Below are 24,293 nucleotides of genomic sequence, written 5' to 3'. Positions count from 1 at the left end.
CGCCGTGGATCGGCGCCTGGAGACAACTCTATTCAATAGGCAGCGCAGCGGGGAGTAACAAGATCGTCGTGAATCCCGCTAGCGGCGGCGCCAGCCAGCGCCGCGCCCGCGCCTGGCCGATGGCGCGCACGCGGCCCTCGGCCTCCAGCTCGGCCAGCGCGCGCTGCACCGTGCGCTGGCTGGCGTCCAGCGCCAGCGCGAGCGCCGAGGTCGACCACGCCGCGCCGTCGGACAGCAGCGCCACCAGCGCGCCCTGCTCGCCGTCGATGGGCGGCGCGAGCACGACCACGTCGCGCGTGCCGCCTGGCACGAGCCCCGCGGCGTGTGGCACCAACGCCGGGGCGTGCGGCACGAGTGCGAAGCCGCGCGGCGTCGCCTCCACGCGCGCCATGGGCTTGACCAGCGCGCGCAGCCGGCCGATTTCGACGCGCAGCCGTGCGCGGTGCGTTTCGTCGGGGTGGCGGGTGCGGAACGCGTCGGCGATCAGCGCCTCGCGCTCGACGTCGCCGGGCCACGCCTCGGCCAGCGCGCGGGCCAGCGCGAACAGCACCGGCCGCCGGGCGAGCGACTGCCAGGTGGCCACTGCACCCTTGCCCGTTCCGACCGCGCGACGGCAGGCATCGACCACCAGCGCGCCGGAGCCGAGCAGCGCCGCCACCTCGTCGAGCCGCAGCACCTGCTCGCTGCCACGGCACAGCCGCCGGGCGGCGGGGCGCTCGAGCACGGCGCGCATTTCCGCCACCTCTGCCAGCAGCGCCGGCACGCGAGCGCGCTCGGCGGCCTCCTGGGCGCGCGCGAGCGCGGTGCGTGCGGTGTCGATGCGCAGCGAGCGCAGCGCGAGCTCGGCGGCGCTCAGCTCGGCCACGGCGGCCAGGGCCGGCGGCAGGCCGCGCGCGTCGAGCCGTGCCAGCGCGGCCGAAGCCGCGTCGAGCCGCCCGAGCAGCAGCAGCCGGCGCGCCGCGATCAGCCGCGCCTGCAGCGCGTTGGCATGGTCGGCGCGCGCCTCCAGCGCAAGGGCGGCCGCTTCGAGCGCGCGCGGGGTGCCGCCGAGGTCGCGCATGGCCAGTGCCACCTCGGCCTCGGCGACGACGCAGCGTGCGCGCGCCAGTTCTTCATGCGCGCCGAAGCCGCTGGCGGCGCGCCGCAACAGCTCGCGCGCGCGGGTGAGCTCGCCGAGCTGCGCCATCGCGATGCCGCGCAGCGCCAGCGCGGGCGGATCGTCGCGCAGCGCCACGCGCTTGAGCGCGCCCAGCGCGTCGCCCGCGGCCAGTGCGCGGGCGGAGGCGGCGATGAGCGAGTCCATGCGGAAAGCGTGTCGGGCTTCGTCGTGTGGACCGGCTCAGGCCTTCGCGGGCGCCGCGGCAATGAGCGGCTCCAGCCTGGCGCGCAGGCGCCTCACCGCGACCTCGTGGCGCAGCGTTTGCGCGCCGCGCCCGTAGGTCGCGGCCTTGCGGATCAGCCGCATCTGCTCGCGCTGCAGCTGCGCCTTCAGGCGCCGGGCGCGCAGCCCGAAGCGCCAGCCCATGTCGCGGCGCACCTTGTAGCGCGCCAGCGGGTCGCCCAGGCGCACCCATTCGTCGTCGCGGATCAGCTCGCGCTCCGGCACGAACCACGCCGCCAGCGCGTGCAGGTAGGCGCCGTTCTCGCGCGCGGCCACGCGCCAGAAAATGCCCGCGGCAATCACCACGGGAATGCCCTTCACGGCCAAGAGAATGGCCATCTGGCCGTAGCCGCCGTCGAACAGGTCTTCCAGCCACGGCGAGTTCCACACGAAGTGCATGGCCCACGCCAGCGCGAAGCACAGGAAGGCCACCGCGATGCGCATCGCCTTCGACCGCTCGGGGTGCAGCAGGTACCAGGCCACGCCGAAGGAGGCGATGGTGGTGTAGGCCGCATGGCTCCACAGGCCGCTCAGCAGGCCGCGCGTCAGCAGGTTCAGCAGCACCGGGTACACCTGGTTTTCGAGCGGGAAGTGCATCGACGCGTTGACCGTGTAGCTCAGGTTCTCGATCACCTGAAAACCCAGCCCCGCCATCGCGCCCACGATGAGCACCGACAGGTAGGTTTCGAACTGGTTGCGCGCCACCAGCACCAGCAAAATCACGCCCGCGAGCTTCAGGAACTCTTCGGTGACCGGCCCCGCGATGGCCGGCCCCCACACCGCCACGAACTCGGGCGACACGAGCTTGGCGCACAGGCTCTGGATGGCGATGTTGGCCGGCGCCGCGAAGTACACCGCGCCCAGCCCGCCCCAGGCAAAGGCCAGCACGTAGCCCTCCGGCGGGTGCTGCTCGAGCAGGTCCAGCGTGCGAAAGGCCAGGCAGAAAAACAGCGTGTACAAGCCCCACGCCAGAAGCCCGAGAAACGCAGTGACCGGCACCACCCGGAATCCCATGGAGAACATGTGCACCGTGTAGAACAGCCCGTTGACGATCAGCGCCGCCAGCACCCAGAAGGCCGCGCGCCGCGGCTGGAAGAAGGAGTCGGTGCCGACCGGCCAGACGCCTTCATCCTGCCCCTGGCCTTGCAGCGCATCGCCCTGTTCTTGCTCGAAGACAGGCGTGCTCATTCGGCCTCCGCCTCCAGGTCCATCGAGTCGAGCATGCGCCGGGCGTCGGCCTGCGCTTCTTCCAGCCCGTCGTTGACGCCGTAGAAATCGATCTGCACCAGCGACTTGCGCGGCTGGTCGACCACCTGCCAGAAGCGGCCCGCCAGCTTGGCGCCGTAGTACGCGAAGGTCTTGCCCTGCAGGCCCCAGGAGGTGACGAAGTCGGACACGTCCCCTTCGATGGTCAGGTCCTGGCCGCGCTCCATGAGCCGCTGCTGCCGCACCATGGGCCCGTCGGCGCCACCCGCCCACTGGCCCGTGGTGACGAGGAACTTGTGCGCGCCCTTGAACAGCATGAGCGAGCGGCCGGCCCGGGAGCGCGACACGTCCATCTGCCAGCCTTCGGCGGGCGTGAAGCGGGCCTGGCCGACGGCCACCGTTTCGCCGGCTTCCAGCGGCCGGTTGCCCGGCGTGTGGCGGTCCCAGAAAACGAGGCCGCCCACGTAGGCGGCAATGGCGAGGAGAACGGCGAACGCGCCGGGCCAGGTGCGATACGGAATACGGCGGGACGGCTCATGCATGCGCGGATCGTGCCATACGGGCACGGGGCCGCAGGGGCACTGTTTGCCTCGCCGCGCCGCGCCGAGCGGGGGGCAGCTCTAGTCGTCGCTGTCGCGCGTGGCGAGCCGCGCCACTCCGCGGTCGAAGGCCTCGTACTGGCCGTCGCAGAAAAGCTCGCAGAGCCGGTCGACCTCGGCGCGGCTGCGCGCGTCGACCACCGTGGCATCCTGCTCCGGCTTGGCCTTGCCAAAGAAGCCCTTGCGCATCTGCATCGACACGGCCTGCAGCTGGTAGCTGCCCGCGCGGTCGCTGCCCAGCGCCGTGACCCACAGCTCGCGCTGGTCGGGCTCGTTGCGCAGCACCACGGCGGGCAAGGGGCCGTCCTGCTGCTCGTCCCACTCGCGGTGCTGCTCGGCCCAGGGAAAGGCGTCGATGGCGGCCATGAAGGCGACGAGGTCGGTGACGCCCTGGGGGTCGGTCTGCTGGTAGTCGTAGCCGGTCTTCTGGATTGCGCAGGTCAGCATGGGCGGGGCGCCTTCGACGGTGTCTGTCGTGTCGGGCGCTCGAGGTGGTGAGGGCCTTCATTCTGTGGCCGACCGTTGCACTGTCGTGTCAGCGGTCAGCCTCGACTTTCACATTCAATTCTTTAATTCGTTGCACTAAAGTTCACATTTTTAGAGAATAGCGAAACTAACGGGTTCATCTCATGCCGCTCGACTACCTCTGCCAGCTCGACACCGCATCTCTTCCCCTGGAGACGCGGAACAAGACCGAGATCGTCCGCATCTCCAGGCTGGCCGCCGTCGGCCTGCTGCACGCGGAGATCAAGCCGGACTTCTTCGGCAGGGAGCGCAGCGTGCTGCCCGAGTCCGCCACGGTGCTGGCCATCACCGATGCAGGCCGGGAAAAGATCGCCAAGCTCAGGCTCGGCTTCGAGGACACGGTGCCGGGCACGCTCACGTAGCCCACGCAACCAGGCAGCGGCCTTCGGGCCGCCCGCCCTTCAGCCCAGCTCGGGCGCGTCGCGCAGGATGGCCGTGCGCATGTCCGGCGGAATGGCGATGGCGCGGTGCGTTTCCAGCGAGGTGGTCACGATCACCTGCGTCATCTGCATGCGCACTTCGCCGGTCTGCGCGCCGAAGCAGCGCACCGCCAGCGTCATCGAGCGCGAGCCCAGCCGCTGCACGGCCAGGCCCAGCGTCACCGCGTCGCCCATGCGGCTCACGGCGCGAAAGGCCACGTCGAGCTTCACGGTCGGCAGGCCGATGCGGCGCTGCGCGACCAGGCCGTGGTAGCTGAGGCCCAGGCCGTCGTTCACCCAGTCTTCGATCAGGCCGTTGAGCATCACGAAGTACTGCGGATAGAAGACGATGCCCGCCGGGTCGCAGTCCGAGAAGCGAATCAGCCGCGGGCGGCGGAACTCGCTGCTGGGGGCGGCCAGGTCGACGTGCGCGGCCGATTCACCCTGGTTGTCGCCCTTGCTGTCGCCTTGGCTTTCGCTGCTGCTGCCTTGTTCGCTCATGCTCAGCCTTCCTCTCCCGAAGGCTCGCCGCGCATCACATGCACGCGCAGCAGGCCCAGCTGCGTGTGCAGCTGCTTCACGGTCTTCATGTCGAGCCCCGAGAACATCTCCAGGATCCACTGCTCGTGCTCGCTGGCCATGGTCTCGAAAGTGCGGCGGCCGGCGGGCGTGAGGCTCACGATCCACGCGCGGCGGTCGTCGGGGCTGGGCGCGCGCGCCACCATGCCTTCGCGCTCCAGTTCGTCGGTAAGGCCGGTGACGTTGCCGCCGGTGACCATCAGGTAGCGCGAGAGCACGCGCATCTTCAGGCCGTCCTTGTAGCGGTAGAGCTGCGCCATGTAGTCGAAGCGCGCCAGCGAAATGCCGAAGCGCTCGCGCAGCCGGCGCCGGATTTCGGCCTCGATCTGCGTGGTGCTGGCCAGCATGCGCAGCCACAGCTTGAGCATGGCGTGGTCTTCGTGGCCGGCGCGGGCCTCGTGGCCCAGCTCTTCGGCGTCGCTCAGCGCGGCGTGCGATGCGTCGCCGCGCGTCATGTCACTTCCCCGCCGGACACCGAGATCGACTGGCCCGTGACCGACGCGGCGCCCTCGCCGCACAGCCAGCGCACGGCATCGGCCACCTCGGTGGGCTGCACGATGCGCTTCTGCGGGTTCACGCTGGAGAACTCCGCCAGCGCGTCGGCCTCGCTGCGCCCGGTCTTGCCGACCACGTTGGCCACGCTGTTGCGCAGGATGTCGGTGTCGGTGTAGCCCGGGCACACGGCGTTCACGGTGATGCCCTTGCGCGCCACCTCCAGCGCCAGCGAGCGCGTGAGGCCGACCACGCCGTGCTTGGCCGCGGTGTAGGCCGCCACGTACGCGTAGCCCTTCTGCCCCGCGGTGCTGGCGATGTTGACGATGCGGCCCCAGCCGGTGTCCAGCATGTCGGGCAGCGCGGCCTGCGCGCACAGGAAGCTGCCGGTGAGGTTGACCGACAGCATGCGCTGCCAGAGTTCGAAAGAGGTCTTCAAGAAGGGCGCGCTCTCGGCCGCGCCCGCGTTGTTGACGAGCACCGCGACCGGCCCGCGCGCCGCGCGCGCCTCGGCAAAGGCGGCCTGCACCGCCTCGGGGTCGGCCACGTCGGCCGTTACCACGCCGTGGCCGCTGCCGATGAGCGAATCGGCCACGCGCTGCAGGGCCTCGCGGTCGCGGCCCAGCAGCGTCAGCACGGCGCCTTCGGCGGCCAGGGTGCGGGCAATCTCGGCGCCGATGCCGCGCGCGGCACCGGTCACGAGGGCGTGGCGGCTGGTCAGTGAATTTGTTTGCATACCTGAATGGTTTAGTTATGAATTATTTTAACGCAACGCTCCCTGCGGCCTGTCTCGAGCCGCCCCGAGCCGCACGCTCAGGCCCTCGCGGGCTTGCCGTCCCACGTGCTAGGCCCCACGCCGCGCTCGCGCAGCTTGAACTTCTGCACCTTGCCGTTCTCGGTGCGCGGCAGGTCGGCCAGCACGTCGATGTAGCGCGGCACCGCGAAGTACGGCAGCCGGCCTTCGCAGAAACGCGCGAGCTCGGCCGGGTCCACCTGCGCGCCTTCGCGCGGCACCAGCGCGGCCATCACCTCGTCTTCGGCCAGCTCGGAGCGCACCGGGTACACCGCGCACGAGCCCACGCCCGGGTGGCTCAGCAGCACCTGCTCGACCTCGAAGGACGAGATGTTCTCGCCGCGCCGGCGAATCGCGTCCTTGATGCGGTCGACGAAGCGAAAGGCGCCGTCGGCGTCGCGCACCACCCGGTCGCCGGTGTGGAACCACAGGTTGCGCCAGGCCTCGACGGTCTTGTGCGGCATGTTGAAGTAGCCGCTCGCGAAGGCGTGGGGTTCGTCGGCGCGCAGCAGCAGTTCGCCGGCCTCGCCCGGCGGCAGCGCCACGTCGTCCTCGTCGGCCACGCGCGCGTCGAAGCCCGGGCGCAGCCAGCCCATGACGCCGCCGCGCGGCGAATCCGGCGCGGTGGCGATGGCGAAGTTGGTCTCGGTGGAGCCGTAGCCCTCCAGCAGGTGCACGCCGGTGCGCGCCTTGAAAGCGGCGCCCGCGGCAGCCGGCACGCCGGGCCCGAGGCCGATGCGCACGCGGTGCCCGCGCTCGCCGGGGCCTTCGGGCTGCGCGAGCAGTATGGGCACCATCGCGCCCAGCAGGTAAACCACCGTCGCGCCGCTGGCGCGCATCGACGGCCAGAAGCCCGAGGCCGAGAAGCGCGACTCGAACACCACCTCGGCCCCCGTCAGCGCGGCCTGGGCGAAGGTGTTGAGCGCGTTGATGTGAAACAGCGGCAGCGTGGTGCACAGCACGTCTTGCGCGCCCACGCCGAGCACCTCCGCGCTGTTCACGCCCCACCAGAAATACTGCGCGTGCGGGCACACCACGCCCTTGGCCGGGCCCGTGGTGCCCGAGGTGTAGAGGATGGCGATCGGGTCGCCCGGCTGCACGGGCGCCGGCTCCGCGGGCTCTGCGCCTTGCGGGTACGGCACCACGCGCACGCTGGCGGGCGCTTGCCATTCCAATACCGGCGCGTCGCCCACCACCCAGATTTCGCGCAACGCGGTGCGTGACAGGTCGGCCGTGGCCAGCCGCTCCACGAAGCCCGCCTCGATCACCAGCAGCTTCGCCTCGCTGTCGGCCAGGAAGTACTCGAGCTGCGGCCCCATCGACGCCGTGTTCACCGGCACCACCGCCGCGCCCATCCAGCCCGCGCCCAGGAAGCTCTCGACGAACTCGATGCGGTTGCCGCACATCACGGCCACGCGGTCGCCGCGCGCCACGCCGGCGGCCGCCAGGGCACCGGCGCGCACGGCCGCCGCCTGCGCCGCATCGGCATGCGTCCATGCCTGGCCCGCGATGCGCAGCAGCCCGCGCGTGCCGAACAACGCGGCCTGCCGCCGCAGCATGTCGGGCAGCGTGCGCTGCGCGGGCGGCACGGCGCGCGGGTCATTCGTCATCGTGCGTGCCTCCGCCCAGATAGGTGGCCTGCACGCGCGGGTCGCTGGCCAGTTCGGCCGAGGCACCCGACAGCGCGATCTCGCCGGTTTCCAGCACGTAGCCCTGGTCGGAGCTTTCGAGCGCGGCGCGCGCGTTCTGCTCCACCAGCAGGATGGACACGCCGTCGTCGCGCAGCTTGCGCACGATGGTGAGAATGTCGCGCACGATCAGCGGCGCCAGCCCCAGGCTGGGTTCGTCGAGCATCAGCAGGCGCGGCGCGGACATCAGCGCGCGCCCCACGGCCAGCATCTGCCGCTCGCCGCCCGAGAGCGTGTCGGCGCGCTGCGACCTGCGCTCGGCCAGCCGCGGAAAGCGGTCGTACACCGACTGCAGCCGCTTCTTCATGGCATCGCCGCGCAGGCGCTTGGCATAGGCGCCCAGCTGCAGGTTGTCGAGCACGGTGAGCTCGCCGAACAACTCGCGCTTCTCGGGCACCAGGCACAGGCCGCGCTCCACGCGCGCCTCCACGTCCAGCCCCTGCAGGTCTTCGCCCTCGAAGCGCAGCGTGCCCTTGCACGGCAGCAGGCCCATGGCCGCGGCCAGCAGCGTGGTCTTGCCCGCGCCGTTGGGGCCGATCACCGAGATGATCTGGCCCGGCTGCAAATCCAGCGACACGCCGCGCACCGCCTCCACCTGCCCGTAGGACACGTGCAGGTCGCCAATTTCCAGCATCGCTGTCATTTCGTTTCCCCCAGGCTCGTCACTTCGTGTACTTCCCCTTCCCCCTGAAAGGGGACCGCGCCTTCGGGCGGCCGTGCGGCGCTCATACGACGCTCCCCAGGTATGCCGCCTGCACACGCTCGTCGGCGCGCACGGCCGACGGCACGCCCTCCACGAGCTTGGAGCCGAAGTTCATCACCACCAGCCGGTCCACCAGTTTCATCACGAAGTCCATGTCGTGTTCGACGATGAGGATGGTCACGCCCTCCTCGCGCAGCTTGCGCAGCAGGTCGCCGAGCGCCATCTTTTCCTTGCGGCGCAGGCCGGCCGCGGGCTCGTCGAGCACCAGCAGCACCGGGTCGGCGGCCAGTGCGCGCGCGATTTCCAGGATGCGCTGCGTGCCCAGCGGCAGGCTGCCCGCCAGCTCGTGCGCGCGGTCGCCCAGGCCGATGCGGTCGAGCTGGCGCTGCGCCTCCTGCAAGATCTGCTGCTCTTCCGCGCGGTCCAGCCGCAGCCCCGCCTTCAGGATGCCCGAGCGCGTGCGCGAATGCGCGCCCAGCGCCACGTTGTCCAGCAGGCTCATGTGCGGGCGCAGCTTCACGTGCTGGAAGGTGCGCGCCAGCCCCAGGCGCGCCACCGCGCGCTGCGGCATGCCCGCGATGTCGTGGTCCAGGAAGCGCACCTGGCCCGCGCTCATCGGCAGCGTGCAGGTCAGCAGGTTGAACATGGTCGACTTGCCCGCGCCGTTGGGCCCGATGAGCCCGACGATTTCGCCGGCCTTCACGTCGAAGCTCACGTCGTTCACCGCCACCAGCCCGCCGAAGCGCTTGACCGCGCCGTTCACCGACAGCACCTGCGAGCCGCGCTCGGGCAGCGTGCGGTGCGCCAGCGGCGCGACCGGCGCCGCGTCGTGGCGCGACGGCCCCTGCGTGGCGCCACGACGCTGCGTCCAGCGCCGCCGCCATCCGCGCCAGAGCCCCATCACGCCGCCGCGCGCGAAGTGCAGCAGCAGGATGAACAGCGCCGCGAAAGCCACGGCCTCCAGCTGACCGGCGCGCTGCGTGAGCATGGGGAGCACGTCTTGCAGGCCGTTCTTCAGCACCAGCACCAGCGCGGCGCCCACCAGCGCGCCCGCCAGCTGCCCGAGCCCGCCGGCCACGGCCATCAGCAGGTACTCGATGCTGGCGCGCACGTCGAAAGGCGAGGGGCTCACGAAGCGGTTCATGTGCGCGTAGAGCCAGCCAGCCAGCCCCGCGAACAGCGCGGCCGTGACGAACAGCGACAGCCGCACGCGGTACGCGTCGGCCCCCACGCTCGCCAGCAGCGTGGCGCCGCCGCGCAGCCCGCGAATCGCGCGGCCGGGGCGCGACTGCAGCAGGTTGTGGCTGAACAGGCAGGCCAGCCCCACCACCACCCAGATCAGGTAGTACATCGCGCGCGGGTCGGCCAGCGACCAGCCCGCGACCTGCAGCGCCGGAATGTTCGACAGCCCCGTGTGACGCCCCAGCGCGTCGACGTTGCCGAACAGCATCGCGATCGACAGGCCCCACGCGATGGTGCTCAGCGGCAGAAAGTGCCCGCCCAGGCGCAGCGTGAGCATGCCGATGGCCAGCGCCGACAGGCCCGTGAGCAGCAGCGCGAACAGCAGGCCGATCCATGGCGACATGCCCTGCGTGGTCGTGAGCCAGGCCGTGGCATAGGCCGCGATGCCCACGAACGCCGCCTGCCCGAACGACGTGGCGCCGCCCACACCCGTGAGCAGCACCAGCCCCAGCGCCACCAGCGCGCCGATGCCGATGTCGTTGAGCAGCGAGACGGTGAAGCTGCCCGCCACCACCGGCACCAGCGCCAGCACGGCCACCACGCCGGCAACCCACGCCATGCGTTTGCGGTTCGGGTTCGGGTTCGGGTTCGGATTCAGGTTCGGGCTCATTGGTCCACCTCGTCTTCTTCCTCTTCGGCGTGCACGGCCATGAACGAGCGCAGCATGAGCACCGGGATCAGCAGGCTGAAGACGATCACGTCCTTCAGCGCGCCGCTCCAGAACGAGGCGAAGCTCTCGACCACCCCGACCGCGAGCGCGCCCACGGCCGTCATCGGGTAGCTCACCAGCCCGCCGATGATGGCGGCCACGAAGGCCTTCAGGCCGATGATGAAGCCCGAGTCGTAGTACATGGTGGTCACCGGCGCGATGAGCACGCCGATGAGCCCCGCCAGCAACGACGCGCAGCCGTAGGCCAGCAGCGCAGTGCGCACCGGCCGGATGCCGACCAGCCGCGCGCCCACGCGGTTCACCGCCGTGGCGCGCAGCGCCTTGCCGGCCACCGTGCGCTCGAACACCAGGAAGAACAACCCGCTGAGCACGATGGCGGCTCCCACCATCAGCACCACCTGACCACTGACCGTGAAGCCGTCGCCCAGCGTGAACACGGCGCTGGTGAGCGGCGTGGTGCGCGAGCCTTCAGGCCCGAAGAAGAGCAGCCCGAGGCCGGAGAGCAGGAAGTGCAGCGCCAGCGACACGATGAGCAGCACCAGCACCGACGCATCCGCGATCGGCTGGAACACCACGCGCGCCAGCAGCGGCGCAATGGGCACCACCAGCAGCACGGCCACCGCGATGTGCACCGCCACCGGCACGCCGGGCCGCGCGGCCAGCCACGCCAGCACGCACGGAATGGCCGGCAGCACGCCCCACATCAGCACCGCCCTGGGAATGCGCGCGGTCTCGCCGCGGCGCAGCAGGCTGCCGATTTCGGTGGCCAGCGCCAGCGCGGCCAGCACCGCCACCATGCCGATGGTCGGCGGCACGCGGTCGGTCTCGAAGGCCGCGAGCGACAGCGCCGCGAAGGCCGCGATGTCGCCGAAGGGCACGAACACCACCCGCGTGACCGAGAAGATCAGCACCAGCCCCAGGCCGGCCAGCAGGTAGACGGCGCCGTTGGCCAGGCCGTCGGTGAGAAGAATGAGTGCCACGTCCCATGTCATCGCGCGGCCCTCCCGGGAAAAAACGAAGGCGTGCGGTTCAAGGTGCGAGCTTCCATTGGCCGTTGTCGAGCTTGACGATCACCCGGGCGCGTTCGTCCACGCCGTAGAGGCTGCCGGGCTTGAAGGTGTACACGCCGTGCGTGCCCACCACTTCCTTGGTGCTGAAGATGGCGTCGCGCAGCGCCACGCGGAACTCGGGCGTGCCCGGCTCGGCCTTCTTCATGGCGCGCGAGGCCGCGTCGGCGAACACCAGCCAGCCGTCGAACGAATAGGCCGAGAAGGCGTCGCTCGTCGGCGCGTTGTTGACCTTCTGGAACACGGCGCGGAAGTCGGTCGCGATCTTCTTGGTCGGGTAGCCGTCGGGCAGCTGCTCGGCCACGATCACCGGGCCGGTGGGCATCAGCGCGTTCTGCCCCGCCGCGCCGACCACGCGCACGAAGTCGGGGTTGATCAGGCCGTGCTGGCCGTACACGCCGCCCTTGAAGCCGCGCTCCTGCAGCGCCAGGAACGGCAGCGCGCCGGGCGTGCCGGCGCCGCCAGTCATCACCGCGTCGGGCCGCAGCGCGACGATCTTCAGCACCTGGCCGGTGACGGACGCGTCGGCGCGCGCATAGCGCTCGTTGCTCACCACCTTGATGCCGGCGCCGGGCGCAGCCTTCATGAGCGCGTCGTACACCAGGTCGCCCCAGGCGTCGGAAAAGCCGATGTAGCCGACCGTCTTCACGTTGTTGCGCTTCATGCGCTCGACCACCGCGTCGATCATCAGCTGCGTGGGCTGCGCCACCGTCATCACCCACGGGTTCTCGTTGGGGTCGAGCAGGATGGGCGTGAGGCCGATCATCGGCGTCTTCGCTTCCTTGCCCACCTGCGCCATGGCGATGGCGGCGGGCACCCCCGAGGTGCCCATGAGCACGTCGACCTTTTCTTCCTCGATGAGCTTGCGCGCGTTGCGCCCGGCCGTGGTCGGGTCGGAGCCGTCGTCCAGCACGATGAGCTGCACCTTGCGCCCGTTCACCTCGCCCTTGTAGGCCAGCGCGGCCTGCATGCCCTTGGCGTAGGGCACGCCCAGCGAGGAGTTGGGCCCCGACAGCGAGACGCTGAGGCCGACCTTCAGGTCGGCCGCCAGCGCGCTCGCCACACCACAGGCGGTCAGCGCCGCGGCGAGTGCGCCGCGTGTCAAGGTCTGCATCAGGCTCTTCATGTCGTAGCTCCGGTGAGGATGGTGGAAATGAACGGGTAACTCGAATCAGATGAACAACTGGATGGCCGGCAACGCGCGCGCGGCGTTGAGCAGGTCGATGCGCTTCTCGCGGATCGACCAGCCGCCCGGTGCGCGAACCAGGTGGTGGCGCGCGGTGCCGCTCAGCAGCACCTGCGCTTCGCCGCGCGCCTCCATGTAGAGAAAGGGCGTGCGCAGGCGCACCTCGCCGTCGCTTTCGTGTTCGATGCGCGAGGGCTGCAGCACATGCTGGCTGTGGCTGGCCGGGTGCTGCGAATGCGCGCGCGGGTTCTTCAGCCGCTCCACGCGCAGCTGCAGCAGCAGCCGGTCTTCGTAGGCCAGCGAGTTGTGCGAGAACGGGTCGGCCTGCGCGGCGCCGAGCAGCGGCACCCAGTAGTGGCCGTCGTCGGCGAAAAGGGCCAGCCATTCGTCCAGCCGCCGCTCGTCGAGCAGGGCCGCCTCGTGGGCGGCGAAATCGCGCGGGTCGGTCATGCGGTGGCCTCCATGGCCTTGGCCCAGGCGCGAAACTGGTTGCGCATCAGCAGCTCGTTGGTGCCGTTGGTTGTCACCGTGGCGTGCTGCGTCTCGGCCGGGTCGTGGTTGCGGTGCAGGCTCACCCACTCGTTGCCGCCGGCGCGCAGGCCCTGCTGGATGCTCTCGAACAGGTGCACGTCGTCGTGCGCCACCACCGACATGGGCGAGAACACGAGGCGGTTGTAGCTCATGGCGCGCTCGAACAGCAGCGCCGGCGCGCCGGCCGCCCTGAAGCTCCATGCCTCGATGAGCGTGCGGTTGGCCGCCAGCGGGCGAATCACGCGAATGGCTTGCGGCGAGCCCTTGACCGACAGGCTCGGGTAGAACACCGAGTTCTGCGGCGAGCGCTGCAGGATGTCGGTGGCGCGCGCCTCGCCGTGCGCGGCGCGCATCGCGGCCTCGTACTCGGGCAGCTGCGCGTAGTTGGAGTGGATGCTGAAGTTCACGCCCAGCACGCTGTGGCCGTTGGCGAACACGCGCCCGCCCATCTTGTCGAAGAACTCGTAGCCCGAGCCGAAGGGCAAGATCTGCTCCATCGCCATCGGCTTGGGGTCGGTGGGCGCGTGGCCCTCCCACAGCGCCTCGGCGGCCTTGGTGGCCGACTCGTGCGTGGACATGGGGTGCACCGTGTCGTTGATGTTCTCCAGGTACATCTTCCAGTTGCAGTGCACGATGTTGCGCAGCACGCCGCCACCCACGGTGAGCTTGCCTTCCGGCGAGCGGTCGACCATGTTGTCGATGGCGCCCAGCACCTCGCCGAAGTAGTCTTCGAACGCCGGGCCGGCGTCGGACAGCCGCACGAACACGAAGTCGCGGTACACCTTCACGTGCTTCACCACCGACAGGCCCTGGCCCGATTCGCAGGCCTTCAGCTGCGTGCCCTCGTAGCCGTTCTTCAGCGGCAGGCCGAGCGGCGCGCCGTCGAGCTTGTAGGTCCACGCGTGGTACGGGCAGCGGAAGAAGCGGCCGGTGTTGCCGCTTTCGTCGGTCACCAGCTGCGTGCCCTTGTGCGCGCAGCGGTTGTAGAGCACGTGCACCTCGCCGTCGGGCTGGCGCACCATGAGCAGCGGCCGGCCCGCGATGTCCTGCGTGACGAAGTCGCCGGGCTCGGGCACCTGGCTCGCGTGGCCGAGAAAGACCCAGGTGTTGGCGAACAGGCGCTCCTGCTCGAGCGCGAAAAGCTCGTCGCTCAGGTACAGGTCGCGGTGGACACGGTCGTCCTGCACCAGCGCCGCGACAAGATCGGGGCGGTTGCGGTAGGTGGTCATGGCGGTGTGCTCGACGGTGTTGCGGGCGGCTGCGCAGGCTAGGGAACCAGCTTCCACTGGCCCTTGGTCATCTGCACGATGACCACGCCGCGCTGGTCGGAGCCGTAGCGGTCGTCGGGCTTGAAGGTGTACACGCCGTGCGTGCCCACCAACTCCTTCGTGCTCACGATGGCGTCGCGCAGCGCGGTGCGGTACTGCGGCGTGCCCGGCTCGCCCTTGGTGCGCGATGCCGCGTCGGCCAGCAGCAGGTAGGCGTCGTAGGTGTACGACGAGAAGGCGTCCGTCGGCACCACGCCGTTGACCTTCTGGTACGCGTTGCGAAAGCCCATCGACACCTTCTTGATGGGGTTGCTGTCGGGCAGCTGGTCGGCCACCAGCACGGGGCCGCTGGGCACCTGCAGGCCTTCGATGGAGGCACCGCCCACGCGCACGAAGTCGGCGTTGATGAGGCCGTGCGTGCCGTAGATCTTGCCCTTGTAGCCGCGCTCGGCCAGCGCCAGGTAAGGCAGTGCGCCGGGCGTGCCGGAGTTGCCGGCGAACACCGCGTCGGGCCGGGTCGCGACGATCTTCAGTACCTGCCCGGCCACCGACGAATCGCTGCGCGCATAGCGCTCGTTCGCCACCACCTTGATGCCGGCGGCATCGGCGCTCTTCACGAGCGAGTCGTAGGCCAGGTCGCCCAGCGCGTCGGAAAAGCCGATGAAGGCCACCGTTTTCACGCCCGACTTCTTCATGCGCTCGACCACGCCGGCGACCATGAGCGGAAAGGGCTGCGACACGGTCACGGTCCATGCGCCCTCGAGGCCGGCAATGGTCACGGGGGTGGGCGAGATGAGCGGCGTGTTCAGCTCCCGCGCCACCGCGGCGATGGCCATGGCACCGGGCACGCCCGAGGTGCCGATGAGCACGTCGACCTTGTCTTCGGTCACCAGCTTGCGCGCGTTGCGCCCGGCGGTGGTCGGGTCCGACGCGTCGTCGAGCACGATGAGCTGCACCTTGCGGCCCGCGATCTCGGGGTGCTCGGCAATGGCCGCACGAATGCCCTTTTCATACGGAATGCCCAGCGCCGCCACGGGACCGGAGAGGGAGCTGATGAAGCCGATCTTCAGGTCGGCTGCCATGGCTTGTGCCGCCGCGAAAGCCATCGCGGTCGCTGCGAGCAGGGGGGTGAGCTTGTTCTTCATTTCAGTTTTCCGTGGGTTTCACTGTTTGCCATGCATGAAGTCGATGGGCTTATGTGGCTTCTGTGGCTTTTTTTCGGGGTCGGTGAACAGGCCACCGGTGTGCAGCCGATCAACGACTGCCCTGAAAGCCCGCCCCGAATGCATCACGGCACCAGCTTCCACTGCCCCTTTTCGAGCTTCACGACAACCCGCGAGCGGTCGTCGGAGCCGTAGCGATCGGTCGGCTTGAAGTTGTAGACCGAATGCGTACCGACCAGCTCCTTGGTGGTGACGATGGCATCGCGCAGGGCGACGCGGAACTGCGGGGTGCCGGGTTCGGCTTTGCTTGCGAGCGCGCGCTGGGCCGAGTCGAGGTAGATCAGCCATGCATCGAAGCTGTAGGCCGAGAAGGTGTCGGTGGGCGCGGCGCCGTTGGCCTTCTGGTAGGCGGCGCGGAAGTCCATCGAGATCTTCTTCATCGGGTTGGCATCGGGCAGCTGCTCGGCCACCACCACCGGGCCCGTGGGTGCCAGCAGGCCTTCGACCGAGGGGCCGCCCACGCGGATGAAGTCGGGGTTGATCAGCGAGTGCATGCCGTAGATCTTTCCCTTGTAGCCGCGCTCTGTCAGCGCCAGGTAGGGCAACGCGCCGGGCGTGCCCGATGCGCCGGTGATGACCGCGTCGGGCTTCAGCGCCACGATCTTCAGCACCTGGCCCGCCACCGACGAATCGCTGCGCGCGTATCGCTCGTTCGACACCACCTTGATGCCGGCGGCCGGCGTCGACTTCATCAGCGCGTCGTACACCAGGTCGCCCCAGGCGTCGGAGTAGCCGATGTAGGCCACCGTCTTCACGCCGGCCTGCTTCATCTTCTCGACCATCGCGCCCATCATCAAGGGAGCGGGCTGCGGCAGCGTGACCATCCATGCGCCCTCTTCGCCGGCGAGGTCGGCGTTGGCGATGGAGATCAGCGGCGTCTTCGTTTCGCGCGCCACGCCTGCGATGGCCAGCGAACCCGGGGCGCCGGCCGTGCCGATGATGACGTCGACCTTGTCTTCTTCGATGAGCTTGCGCGCGTTGCGCGCCGCCGTGGACGGGTCGGAGGCATCGTCGAGCTGGATCACCTGCACCTTGCGCCCGCCCACCTCCGACTTGTAGGCCAGCGCGGCCTTCATGCCCTTGTCGTACGGAATGCCGAGGGACGACACGGGGCCCGACATCGACGTGATGAAGCCGACCTTCAGGTCGGCGGCCCACGCGCCCGCGGTGCTCACTAGCGCGCCCAGGCCCGCGGCGACGGCAGCGAGGGTGCGAATTCGGTTCAGGACTTTCATGGCGATGCTCCAGAGGTGGTTTTTTTGAATGGAACGAGGGAAAGCGGGGAAATGAATTCAGAGGGCCAGGCTGCCGACGCTGGTGCCGCCGCACACGTACAGCACCTGGCCGGTGACGAAGCTGTTGTCCGCATCGGCGAAGAAACGCACGGCGCGTGCCACGTCGGCCGACTCGCCCAGGCGCTTGACGGGCACCGAGGCCGCGAGCGCGCGCTCCTTCTCGCTGCCGGCCTCGACCACGTCGTAGAACATGTCGGTGCGGATGGGGCCCGGGGCCACCACGTTGACCGTGATGCCGTCCGCGGCGAGTTCCAGCGCCCAGGTGCGCGCCATGCCCAGCATGCCGGCCTTGGTGGCGGAGTAGCTGGTGCGCGTGGCCAGGCCGAGCGCGGCGCGCGACGACAGCAGCACCACGCGGCCGAAGCGCTGCGCGCGCATGGCGGGCAATGCCCCTTGCACGAGCTGGATGGCACAGCCCAGGTGCAGGTCGACCAGCGCATCGAGGTCGTCGAGCTTCACGTCGGGCAGCAGCGCGGCGCGGATGACGCCGGCGTTGTGCACGAGGGTGGTCGGGGCGAAGCGCTCGACCAGTTCCTTCACGGCCTGGCCGGTGGCGGCGCGGTCGCTCAGGTCGACCTCGAGGCTGTGCAGCCTGGGGTGGTCGATCTCGGCCTTGCGGCGAGCGAGCGAGATCACTTCGTAGCCCTGCGCGAGCAGGTCTTCGCAGATGGCCCTGCCGATGCCCGCGCTGCCGCCGGTGACGGCCGCGACCTTGGGTGCCGCGCCGCTCATGCCGATGCTCCCACCAGCGCCAGCACGCGCAGCGGGCTCCCGCTGCCCTTCTCGATCTTCAACGGCGGGCAGATCAGCACCGCCCCTGCCGGCGGCAGCAGGTCGAGGTTGCTCAGGCACTGCAGCCCATAGCGCCCCGCCCCGTGCATGTAGTAGTGGCACGGGTACGGCGGCCGCAGGTGGTAGCCCTGCCCCGCGTCCGTTCCGATGGCCTCCGAGCCGAAGCCCAGCACGTCGCGCTGCTCCACCAGGAAGCGCACGGCCGCGGTGCTCGGCCCCGGCGTGTGCTGGCCGGTCTCGTCGAAGTTCTGGTACGCCTCGGGGTCGGTGCGCTTGGACCAGTCGGTACGCATCAGCACCCACGCGCCTTTCGGGATGCGGCCGTGCGCGGCCTCGTAGGCCTCGATGTCTTCCAGCGTCAACAGGTAGTCGGGGTCGTCCTTCACCTGCGGCGAACAATCGATCACGCAGGCCGGCGCGACGAAGTTCTGCACGGGAATGGTGTCGACCGAGTTGTTCGGCAGGTCGCGCCCGGAGATCCAGTGGATGGGCGCGTCGAAGTGCGTGCCCGTGTGCTCGCCGCACGAGAAGTTGTTCCAGTACCAGCCCGGTCCGCGCTCGTCGTACTTCGACACCTCCTCGATGCGGAAGGGCCAGCACTGGCCCATCTCGGGCGGCAGCGCGATCTGCGGGAACTCGGGCGTGAGGGTCTGCGTGAGGTCGATCACGCGAATGCGGCCGGTGGCCATCGCGCTCACCAGGCCGCCGAGAACTGCGGCGGCGGACATGGGTTCGGTGGTTGTCGTCATCGTAGGTTTCCTCTTTCAGCCGCCGGCCGCGAGTTCGCGCTCTAGCACCTTGGGGTTGTCGCGCCAGCGCTCCAGCCACTCCTGCGCCACGTCGCCGGGGTACACGTCTTCCACGCCGTCGCGCAGCGCCTTCACGATGGCATTGGCCAGCGCGCTGGGCGCGAGCTTGGGCGGCGGCGTGTGCTGGTTCCATTCGTCGTCGATGGGCCCGGGGAACACGTTGATCACGCGAATGCCGGCCGGTCGCATCTCGGCGCGCAGGCACTGCGCGAGCGAATGCGCCGCGGCCTTCGACGCGCTGAAGGTGCCGTGCGGCGGGAAGTTGCTCAGCGCGTAGATCGACAGCAGGTTCACCCACGCGGTCGCGCCGGTGGTGCCGTCGGCCGACCGGCCCTTCAGCGCCGGGCCGAACTCCTGCGCCAGGCGCAGCAGGCCGAAGTAGTTGATGTCCATCTCGGCCTTGGCCACGTCGGTGCCGCGCCGCGCGCCGATGCCGAAGGTACGGTGCACCTCGGCGTTGTTGATCACGATGTCGACCTTGCCGCCGATGGAGCCGGCCAGCTCGGTCACCTGCCGGCCGTTGGTCAGGTCCAGCGGCACCAGCGTGACCTGCGGCAGCGCGGAGATGTCGTCCAGCCCGTCGCCCATCTTCTTCCAGGGTTCGGCGTGGCCGACCCAGACGATGTCGGCGCCGGCCTTCACCAGCGCGCGCACGATGGCCTGGCCGGTCTCGGTCTTGCCGTCGGTCACCAGCACCTTGCGGAACTTGGGGTCGCTGGTCATCTCGCGCAGCATCTTGTCGTCGGCCATGTGGGCACTCCCTTCATTCGGAAAACCAATGAGAACGGCTTGCCCTGCGCGGTCGAGCCGGGCACCGACACGCACGCGCGAAGGCGCCTCGCCGACCTCGCCGTGCAGGTGCACCATGAGCGTGGGGCCGGCATCCAGGTGCACCAGGCCCAGCCGCCACGGCAGCCGCTCGCGAAAGAACAGGTCGTTGCTATGGTGCAGCGTGGTGCTGCCCAGCAGCTCGCCCTCGCCGCCCTGCGCGCGCCAGCGCAGCGCGGCGGACAGGCACTTGTGGCACACCTCGCGCGGCGGGTACTGCACCGTGCCGCAGTCTTCGCAGGTCTGCAACTCGAAGCGGCCCTCCGCGGCGGCGGCCGTGAGGCCCAGCGCCACGCGGCCGCGCGCGCCGGGCGGCAGGTTCATCTGCCGGGTGCGCAGCACCGGGTTCTTGCGCGGGGGGCGCATGAAGGGCATCGTCATGCGGGTCTCCCGAGGATGACGGCGCCTGTGCACAGGCAGCGGTCGTAGGTCACCATGCCGAAGCCGGCGACCAGGCCCAGTTGCGCATCGGGCACTGAGCGCGCGCCGGCTTCACCGGTCAATTGGCGAACGGCCTCGACCATGCCGAGAAAGCCACCCGCGGCGCCGGCCTGCCCGGCAGAGAGTTGCCCGCCGCTGGTGTTGTTCGGAAAGCTGCCGTCGAAGCGCATGGTGTGCGACTGCACGAAGGCCGAGCCCTCGCCCTTCTCGCAGAAGCCCAGGTCCTCGAACTGCATCATCACGATGACGGGGTAGTCGTCGTAGGTCTGCACGAAGTCGAGCGCGGCGGGCTGCACGCCGGCCTGCGCATAGAGGTCGTCGCGGTCCTTGCGCCAGCCGCCCTGCACCATCACCGGGTCTTCGGCGTAGGCGTTGTGCCGCTCGATGGCGCCGCGGATCACCACGTGCGCCAGGCCCAGGTCGCGCGCGCGCTCCTCGCTCATCACCAGGAAGGCATCGGCGCCGGCGCAGGGCATCACGCAGTCGAACAGGTGAATCGGGTCGGAAATGGGCCGCGCGGCCATGTACTCGTCGAGCGTCAGGCCCTTCTTGAACATCGCGTTCGGGTTGCCGAGCGCGTTGGTGCGCTGGTCCACGCAGATGCGGCCGAAGTCTTCGCGCTTCGCGCCGTAGGTGCGCATGTAGTTGGCCGTGATGAACGCGAAGATCGAGTTCGGCCCGCCCGAGCCGTACGGGTAGCTCGCGTCCCGCGCGAAGTTGCTGAAGCTGCCCAGCGTCTGGCGGAAGGAGTCGACATGGTTGGTGTCGGCGCCCACGCAGGCGACGATGTCGGCATCGCCCGCCTGCACGGCGCGCGCGGCGCGGCGCAGGCACATCACGCCCGAGGCACCGCCGGTGGGCACGTGGTCGAGCCAGCGCGGCGACAGCCCCAGGTGCTGCGTGACGCCCACGGCCGTGTCGGGCGCGAGCGAGAAGCTGCTGAGGCACAGGCCGTCGATCTGCTCCTTGGGCACGCCGCTGGCCTCGACCAGCGCCTGCACCGCCTGGCCGATGAACCAGTGCGCGGTGTGCGTGGAGTAGCGCACGTAGGGCACGGTCACGGGCACCGCGACCGCCACGCCCTCGTAGGAAAGCCGTTGCTTCGTCATGCGTGGCCCACCTGCCGCTTCTTCATGGCGCGGGTGTCGATGCAGTGGCCCTGGCCCGGCAGCGACTGCGCCATGTCGCGCAGCTGGCCGCGCTGGATCTTCTGCGAAGGCGTGAGCGGCAGCGTATCGACAAAGGCCACGTAGCCCGGCGCCTTGTAGTACGCCAGCTGCGCCAGCGCGTGCTCGACGATGCTGGCGGCAATCTGCTCGCGCTGCGAAGCGTCGGCGTCTTCGCGCACCACGATGCAGGCGAGCACCTCGTCGCCGCGCACCGCGTCGGGCGTGGCGGCCACGGCGGAGGCCTTCACGGCCGGGTGCTGGTTGAGCACGCTCTCCACCTCCACGGCCGAGATGTTCTCGCCGCTGCGGCGAATCACGTTCTTCTTGCGGTCGACGAAGAAGAAGTTGCCCTCGGCGTCGCGCCGCACCAGGTCGCCGGTGTGAAACCAGCCATCGGCCCAGGCTTCGCGCGTGGCGTCCACGTCTTTCAGGTAGCCGGAGAAGAAGTAGCGCCGCGGGTCGTCGCCCGAAGAGCGCACCAGCAGTTCGCCCGGCGCATCGACAGCCACGTCGCCGCCATCCTCGCCCACGAGGCGGATCTGCACGAAGTCTTCCTGCCGGCCGAAGCAGCTCGTGCCCACCAGGCGCGGTTCGCGGTTGGCCATGATGCAGGCGGCCGCGCCGGTCTCGGTCATGGCCCAGGCCTCGACCAGCGGAAAGCCGAAGCGCGCTTCGAAGGGCGCGTGGTTCTTGCGGTCCACGCCGGCGCCGAAGCCCCAGCGGATCGCGTGGTCGCGGTCGGCGGCCGAGGCGGGTGCCGACAGCAGCATGGCCGGCATCACGCCCAGGTAATGCACGATGGTCGCGCCGCTTTCCTTCGCGCTGGCCAGCCAGCTCTTCGGGTGGAAGCGGTCGAGCTGCACCAGGCAACCGCCCGCCACCAGCACGACCATGGTGGAGAACGCCATGGCGTTCATGTGGTTGAGCGGCAGCGGCGTGATGACGCGCTCGGCATCGGGCCGAATGCCGCACACGCCGTCCAGCGCGGCGTACCACTCGCCCGCGCGCAGGAAGTAGGCGTTGCTCAGGATGCAGCCCTTGGGCCGGCCCGTGGTGCCCGAGGTGTAGAGCAGGCCGCATTCGGTGTCGACGCCCACGGGTTCATGCGCGCGCGGCGCGGGCGTTTTCGCCCGAGGCACCGCGTCGTCGGGGCCCATGGTCTCGAAGGCCACGCCGGCCTGCGCCGCCGCGGCGTGCAGGTCGGCGGCGCGGCCGGGCAAGGTCACGGCCAGGCCGATCTCGCTGTGGCCGATCAGGTAGACCAGCTCGGCCGAGCGCATCTCGGCGTTGATGGGCACCACGCTCGCGCCCAGGGCGTTCAACGCGAGCCAGTGGAAGATGAACGCGGGCCGGTTCTCCAGCAGCAGGCCGACGCGGTGGCCGTGGCCGTAGCCCGCTTGCGCATAGGCCGCGCGCAAGCGCTCGATCTGCGCGGCGGCTTCGCCCCAGCGGATGGCGCCCGCCTCGATGCCGTAGGCCGCGGCGGTCACCGATTCGGTGAACAGGAACTCGGCCTGCGGCGTGCGCTGTGCGGTCGCCATGAAAACCTGGTGGACGGTGTGGTGTGCCATCTCGTCCTTCAGATGAAGAGCTGGACGGCCGGCAGGGCCGCGTCGCAGTTGAGCAGGTTCACGCGCTTGAGCGTCATGCGCAAGGCGCCGTCCTGCACGGTGAGGTGATGAAAGAAGGTGCCCACGTAGAACTGCAGCTCGTCGCCCTGCGACTCGGTGTAGTGGAACCCGGTGCGCACCACGAAGCGGCGGGCCTCGGCGTCGAACTGCTCGACCACCGGCACCTGCAGCAGGTGGTGGCAGCGGCTTTGCGGCTGCTGCGAGAAAGCACGCGGGCTCTTCAGCCGCTCGATGCGCAGCTCGCGCAGCAGCTTGTCCTCGTACAGGTGCGAGGTGTGGTTGAGCCCGTCTTCCTGGTCGGGCACCAGCGGAATCCAGTAGAACGCGTCGTCGGTGAACAGCGCGTTCCATTCCTCGTAGCGGCGCGTGTCGAGCAGGTGCGCCTCGTTCACGACGAAGTCGACCAGGTCCTGGCGAGCGATATCGGCGGCGGCCATCACATCGTCTCCGTCATGCGCTGCACCCAGCTGCGGTACTGGTTGCGCATCGGCAGTTCGCTGGTACCGCCGGTGGTGATTTCTCCGCCCTTCAACTCCGACGGGTCGTAGTCGCGGTGCAGGCTCACCCACTCGTTGCCGCTGGCGTGCAAGCCGGCCTGCATCCCGCGATAGGCCTGCAGGTCGTCGTGCCCGACCACGGAAAAGGGCGAGTTGATCAGCCGGTTGTACATGGTGGTGCGCTGCAGCAGCTCGGGCGGCGCGCCCTTCAGGCGAAAGGTCCAGCTCTCGATCAGGGTCTTGTCCGCGGAGATGGGCTTGACCACGCGAATCGCCTGGATCGCGCCCTTGATCGTCAGGTTCGGGTAGTACACGGTGTTGTGTCGCGCCATGCCGAGGATCTGCGCCGTCTTCTCTTCGCCGTAGCGCGCCTTCATGGCGTCGTCGTACGCGGGAATCGCCTTGTACTTGCTGTGGATGCTGAAGTGCACGCCCGTGAAGCTGTGGCCGTTGTCGTAGGTGCGGATGCCCATGTCCTCGAAGAACTTGTAGTCGGACATGAAGGGCACGAACTGCTCCACGGCCATGGGCTTGGGTTCGTCATCGGGCTTGTCGGCCCACATGCGCTTGGCGGTGCCGGCCGACGACTCGTGCGCCACCATCGGGTGCATGGTGTCGTTGAGGTTCTCCACGAACATCTTCCAGTTGCACTGGTGCATGAAGCGCAGGCAGCCTCCAGCGATTTCGAGCTCGCCTTCGGGCGAGCGGTCGGCCATGTTGTCGATGGAGCTCAGCGAGTCGCCGAAGTACGCGTCGAAGTCGGGCCCCGCGTCATTGAGCTTCACGAAGATGAAGCCGCGGTGGCTGCGCACATGCTTCACGGTGGCCAGGCCCTTGCCCGATTCGCACTCGTGCAGCTGCGTGTGCTCGTAGCCCGTCTTCAGCGGAATGGCCAGCGGCGCGCCGTCGGTCTTGAAGGTCCAGGCGTGGTACGGGCAGCGAAAGAACTTGCCGGTGTTGCCGCACGGGCCGTTCACCAGGCGCGAGCCCTTGTGGGCGCAGCGGTTCATCATCACGCGCACGCTGCCGTCGGTGTGGCGCACCACGATCAGCGGCTTGCCCGCGATCTCGTTGCTGATCCAGTCGCCGGGCCTGGGCAGCTGGCTCTCGTGGCCCACGTAGTTCCAGGTGTTGGCGAAGAAGTGTTCCTGCTCCAGCTCGAACAATTCCTGGCTGGTGTACAGGTCGCGGTGCACGCGGTCGTGCTGCACCAGCGCGCGAACGGCGTCGGGGTTGTCTCGGTACGAGGTCATGGTCTG

General features: G+C 69.7%; 24 protein-coding genes. 1 reads left to right on the top strand and 23 read right to left on the bottom strand.

Annotated elements, in window-relative coordinates:
- Positions 1-28: 28 nt before the first annotated feature.
- The 4 genes from AB6807_RS28390 to AB6807_RS28375 form a co-directional block, all read right to left on the bottom strand.
- The gene (locus AB6807_RS28390; RefSeq protein WP_371087165.1) at positions 29-1,303 is read right to left on the bottom strand and encodes a helix-turn-helix domain-containing protein; all 1,275 of its coding nucleotides are present in this window, start codon (positions 1,301-1,303) and stop codon (positions 29-31) included.
- 36 nt (positions 1,304-1,339) lie between these two features.
- A complete protein-coding gene (locus AB6807_RS28385; RefSeq protein ID WP_371087164.1) occupies positions 1,340-2,569 on the bottom strand; it encodes a PrsW family intramembrane metalloprotease in 1,230 nt (409 codons plus the stop codon).
- A complete protein-coding gene (locus tag AB6807_RS28380; protein WP_371087163.1) occupies positions 2,566-3,129 on the bottom strand; it encodes a hypothetical protein in 564 nt (187 codons plus the stop codon). Before AB6807_RS28380 ends, AB6807_RS28385 begins: the two co-directional genes overlap by 4 nt.
- A 78-nt stretch (positions 3,130-3,207) precedes the next feature.
- Positions 3,208-3,633 (bottom strand): hypothetical protein, encoded by a 426-nt coding sequence (locus tag AB6807_RS28375; protein WP_371087162.1) that lies wholly within the window; start codon positions 3,631-3,633, stop codon positions 3,208-3,210.
- Between the two features lie 182 nt (positions 3,634-3,815).
- Here AB6807_RS28375 and AB6807_RS28370 point away from each other — a divergent pair, with 182 nt between their 5' ends.
- Positions 3,816-4,073, top strand: coding sequence for a hypothetical protein (locus tag AB6807_RS28370; protein ID WP_116910051.1), 258 nt, complete (start codon positions 3,816-3,818; stop codon positions 4,071-4,073).
- A 39-nt stretch (positions 4,074-4,112) separates the two neighbouring features.
- Here AB6807_RS28370 and AB6807_RS28365 read toward each other — a convergent pair whose 3' ends face one another.
- From AB6807_RS28365 to AB6807_RS28275, 19 genes are all read right to left on the bottom strand, one after another.
- A complete protein-coding gene (locus AB6807_RS28365; protein ID WP_371087161.1) occupies positions 4,113-4,631 on the bottom strand; it encodes an acyl-CoA thioesterase in 519 nt (172 codons plus the stop codon).
- 2 nt (positions 4,632-4,633) lie between these two features.
- Positions 4,634-5,164, bottom strand: coding sequence for a MarR family winged helix-turn-helix transcriptional regulator (locus AB6807_RS28360; protein ID WP_116910050.1), 531 nt, complete (start codon positions 5,162-5,164; stop codon positions 4,634-4,636).
- Positions 5,161-5,937 carry an SDR family NAD(P)-dependent oxidoreductase gene (locus AB6807_RS28355; protein ID WP_116910049.1) on the bottom strand — a complete coding sequence of 259 codons (777 nt, stop codon included), beginning with the start codon at positions 5,935-5,937 and terminating at the stop codon, positions 5,161-5,163. Before AB6807_RS28355 ends, AB6807_RS28360 begins: the two co-directional genes overlap by 4 nt.
- A 77-nt stretch (positions 5,938-6,014) precedes the next feature.
- Positions 6,015-7,604, bottom strand: a complete 1,590-nt coding sequence (locus tag AB6807_RS28350; protein WP_371087160.1) for an ATP-dependent acyl-CoA ligase — start codon at positions 7,602-7,604, stop codon at positions 6,015-6,017.
- Positions 7,594-8,325 (bottom strand): ABC transporter ATP-binding protein, encoded by a 732-nt coding sequence (locus AB6807_RS28345; protein ID WP_116910047.1) that lies wholly within the window; start codon positions 8,323-8,325, stop codon positions 7,594-7,596. The genes AB6807_RS28350 and AB6807_RS28345 overlap by 11 nt, the downstream gene beginning before the upstream one ends.
- A gap of 82 nt (positions 8,326-8,407) precedes the next feature.
- The gene (locus AB6807_RS28340) at positions 8,408-10,237 is read right to left on the bottom strand and encodes an ATP-binding cassette domain-containing protein (protein WP_371087159.1); all 1,830 of its coding nucleotides are present in this window, start codon (positions 10,235-10,237) and stop codon (positions 8,408-8,410) included.
- Complete coding sequence (locus AB6807_RS28335; RefSeq protein WP_286513956.1) at positions 10,234-11,289, bottom strand: branched-chain amino acid ABC transporter permease; 1,056 nt, start codon at positions 11,287-11,289, stop codon at positions 10,234-10,236. Before AB6807_RS28335 ends, AB6807_RS28340 begins: the two co-directional genes overlap by 4 nt.
- A 37-nt stretch (positions 11,290-11,326) precedes the next feature.
- Complete coding sequence (locus AB6807_RS28330; RefSeq protein ID WP_286513959.1) at positions 11,327-12,490, bottom strand: ABC transporter substrate-binding protein; 1,164 nt, start codon at positions 12,488-12,490, stop codon at positions 11,327-11,329.
- A gap of 45 nt (positions 12,491-12,535) precedes the next feature.
- Positions 12,536-13,000: an aromatic-ring-hydroxylating dioxygenase subunit beta gene (locus AB6807_RS28325; protein WP_371087158.1), complete on the bottom strand. Its 465-nt coding sequence runs from the start codon at positions 12,998-13,000 to the stop codon at positions 12,536-12,538.
- A complete protein-coding gene (locus tag AB6807_RS28320) occupies positions 12,997-14,310 on the bottom strand; it encodes an aromatic ring-hydroxylating dioxygenase subunit alpha (RefSeq protein WP_371087157.1) in 1,314 nt (437 codons plus the stop codon). Before AB6807_RS28320 ends, AB6807_RS28325 begins: the two co-directional genes overlap by 4 nt.
- Positions 14,311-14,348: 38 nt before the next feature.
- The gene (locus AB6807_RS28315; protein WP_371087156.1) at positions 14,349-15,494 is read right to left on the bottom strand and encodes an ABC transporter substrate-binding protein; all 1,146 of its coding nucleotides are present in this window, start codon (positions 15,492-15,494) and stop codon (positions 14,349-14,351) included.
- A gap of 143 nt (positions 15,495-15,637) precedes the next feature.
- Entirely contained in the window at positions 15,638-16,807 is a 1,170-nt protein-coding gene (locus AB6807_RS28310; protein ID WP_116910040.1) for an ABC transporter substrate-binding protein, read from the bottom strand.
- Positions 16,808-16,864: 57 nt separating this feature from the next.
- Positions 16,865-17,599 carry an SDR family NAD(P)-dependent oxidoreductase gene (locus AB6807_RS28305; RefSeq protein ID WP_371087155.1) on the bottom strand — a complete coding sequence of 245 codons (735 nt, stop codon included), beginning with the start codon at positions 17,597-17,599 and terminating at the stop codon, positions 16,865-16,867.
- Positions 17,596-18,408 (bottom strand): cyclase family protein, encoded by an 813-nt coding sequence (locus AB6807_RS28300; RefSeq protein WP_116910038.1) that lies wholly within the window; start codon positions 18,406-18,408, stop codon positions 17,596-17,598. The genes AB6807_RS28305 and AB6807_RS28300 overlap by 4 nt, the downstream gene beginning before the upstream one ends.
- Before the next feature lie 15 nt (positions 18,409-18,423).
- Positions 18,424-19,677: an SDR family NAD(P)-dependent oxidoreductase gene (locus tag AB6807_RS28295; RefSeq protein ID WP_371087154.1), complete on the bottom strand. Its 1,254-nt coding sequence runs from the start codon at positions 19,675-19,677 to the stop codon at positions 18,424-18,426.
- On the bottom strand, positions 19,674-20,846 hold the full coding sequence (locus AB6807_RS28290) for a thiolase family protein (RefSeq protein WP_371087153.1): 1,173 nt from the start codon (positions 20,844-20,846) through the stop codon (positions 19,674-19,676). Before AB6807_RS28290 ends, AB6807_RS28295 begins: the two co-directional genes overlap by 4 nt.
- Positions 20,843-22,477, bottom strand: coding sequence for an AMP-binding protein (locus AB6807_RS28285; RefSeq protein ID WP_371087152.1), 1,635 nt, complete (start codon positions 22,475-22,477; stop codon positions 20,843-20,845). The genes AB6807_RS28290 and AB6807_RS28285 overlap by 4 nt, the downstream gene beginning before the upstream one ends.
- A gap of 8 nt (positions 22,478-22,485) precedes the next feature.
- A complete protein-coding gene (locus tag AB6807_RS28280; RefSeq protein ID WP_371087151.1) occupies positions 22,486-22,974 on the bottom strand; it encodes an aromatic-ring-hydroxylating dioxygenase subunit beta in 489 nt (162 codons plus the stop codon).
- Positions 22,974-24,287, bottom strand: a complete 1,314-nt coding sequence (locus AB6807_RS28275) for an aromatic ring-hydroxylating dioxygenase subunit alpha (RefSeq protein WP_371087150.1) — start codon at positions 24,285-24,287, stop codon at positions 22,974-22,976. The genes AB6807_RS28280 and AB6807_RS28275 overlap by 1 nt, the downstream gene beginning before the upstream one ends.
- Between the last annotated feature and the right edge of the window lie 6 nt (positions 24,288-24,293).

This window comes from Variovorax sp. RCC_210, from assembly GCF_041355175.1.
Classification (GTDB): Bacteria; Pseudomonadota; Gammaproteobacteria; order Burkholderiales; family Burkholderiaceae_C; genus Variovorax.
This window is presented reverse-complemented; position numbering and strand designations above follow the sequence as displayed.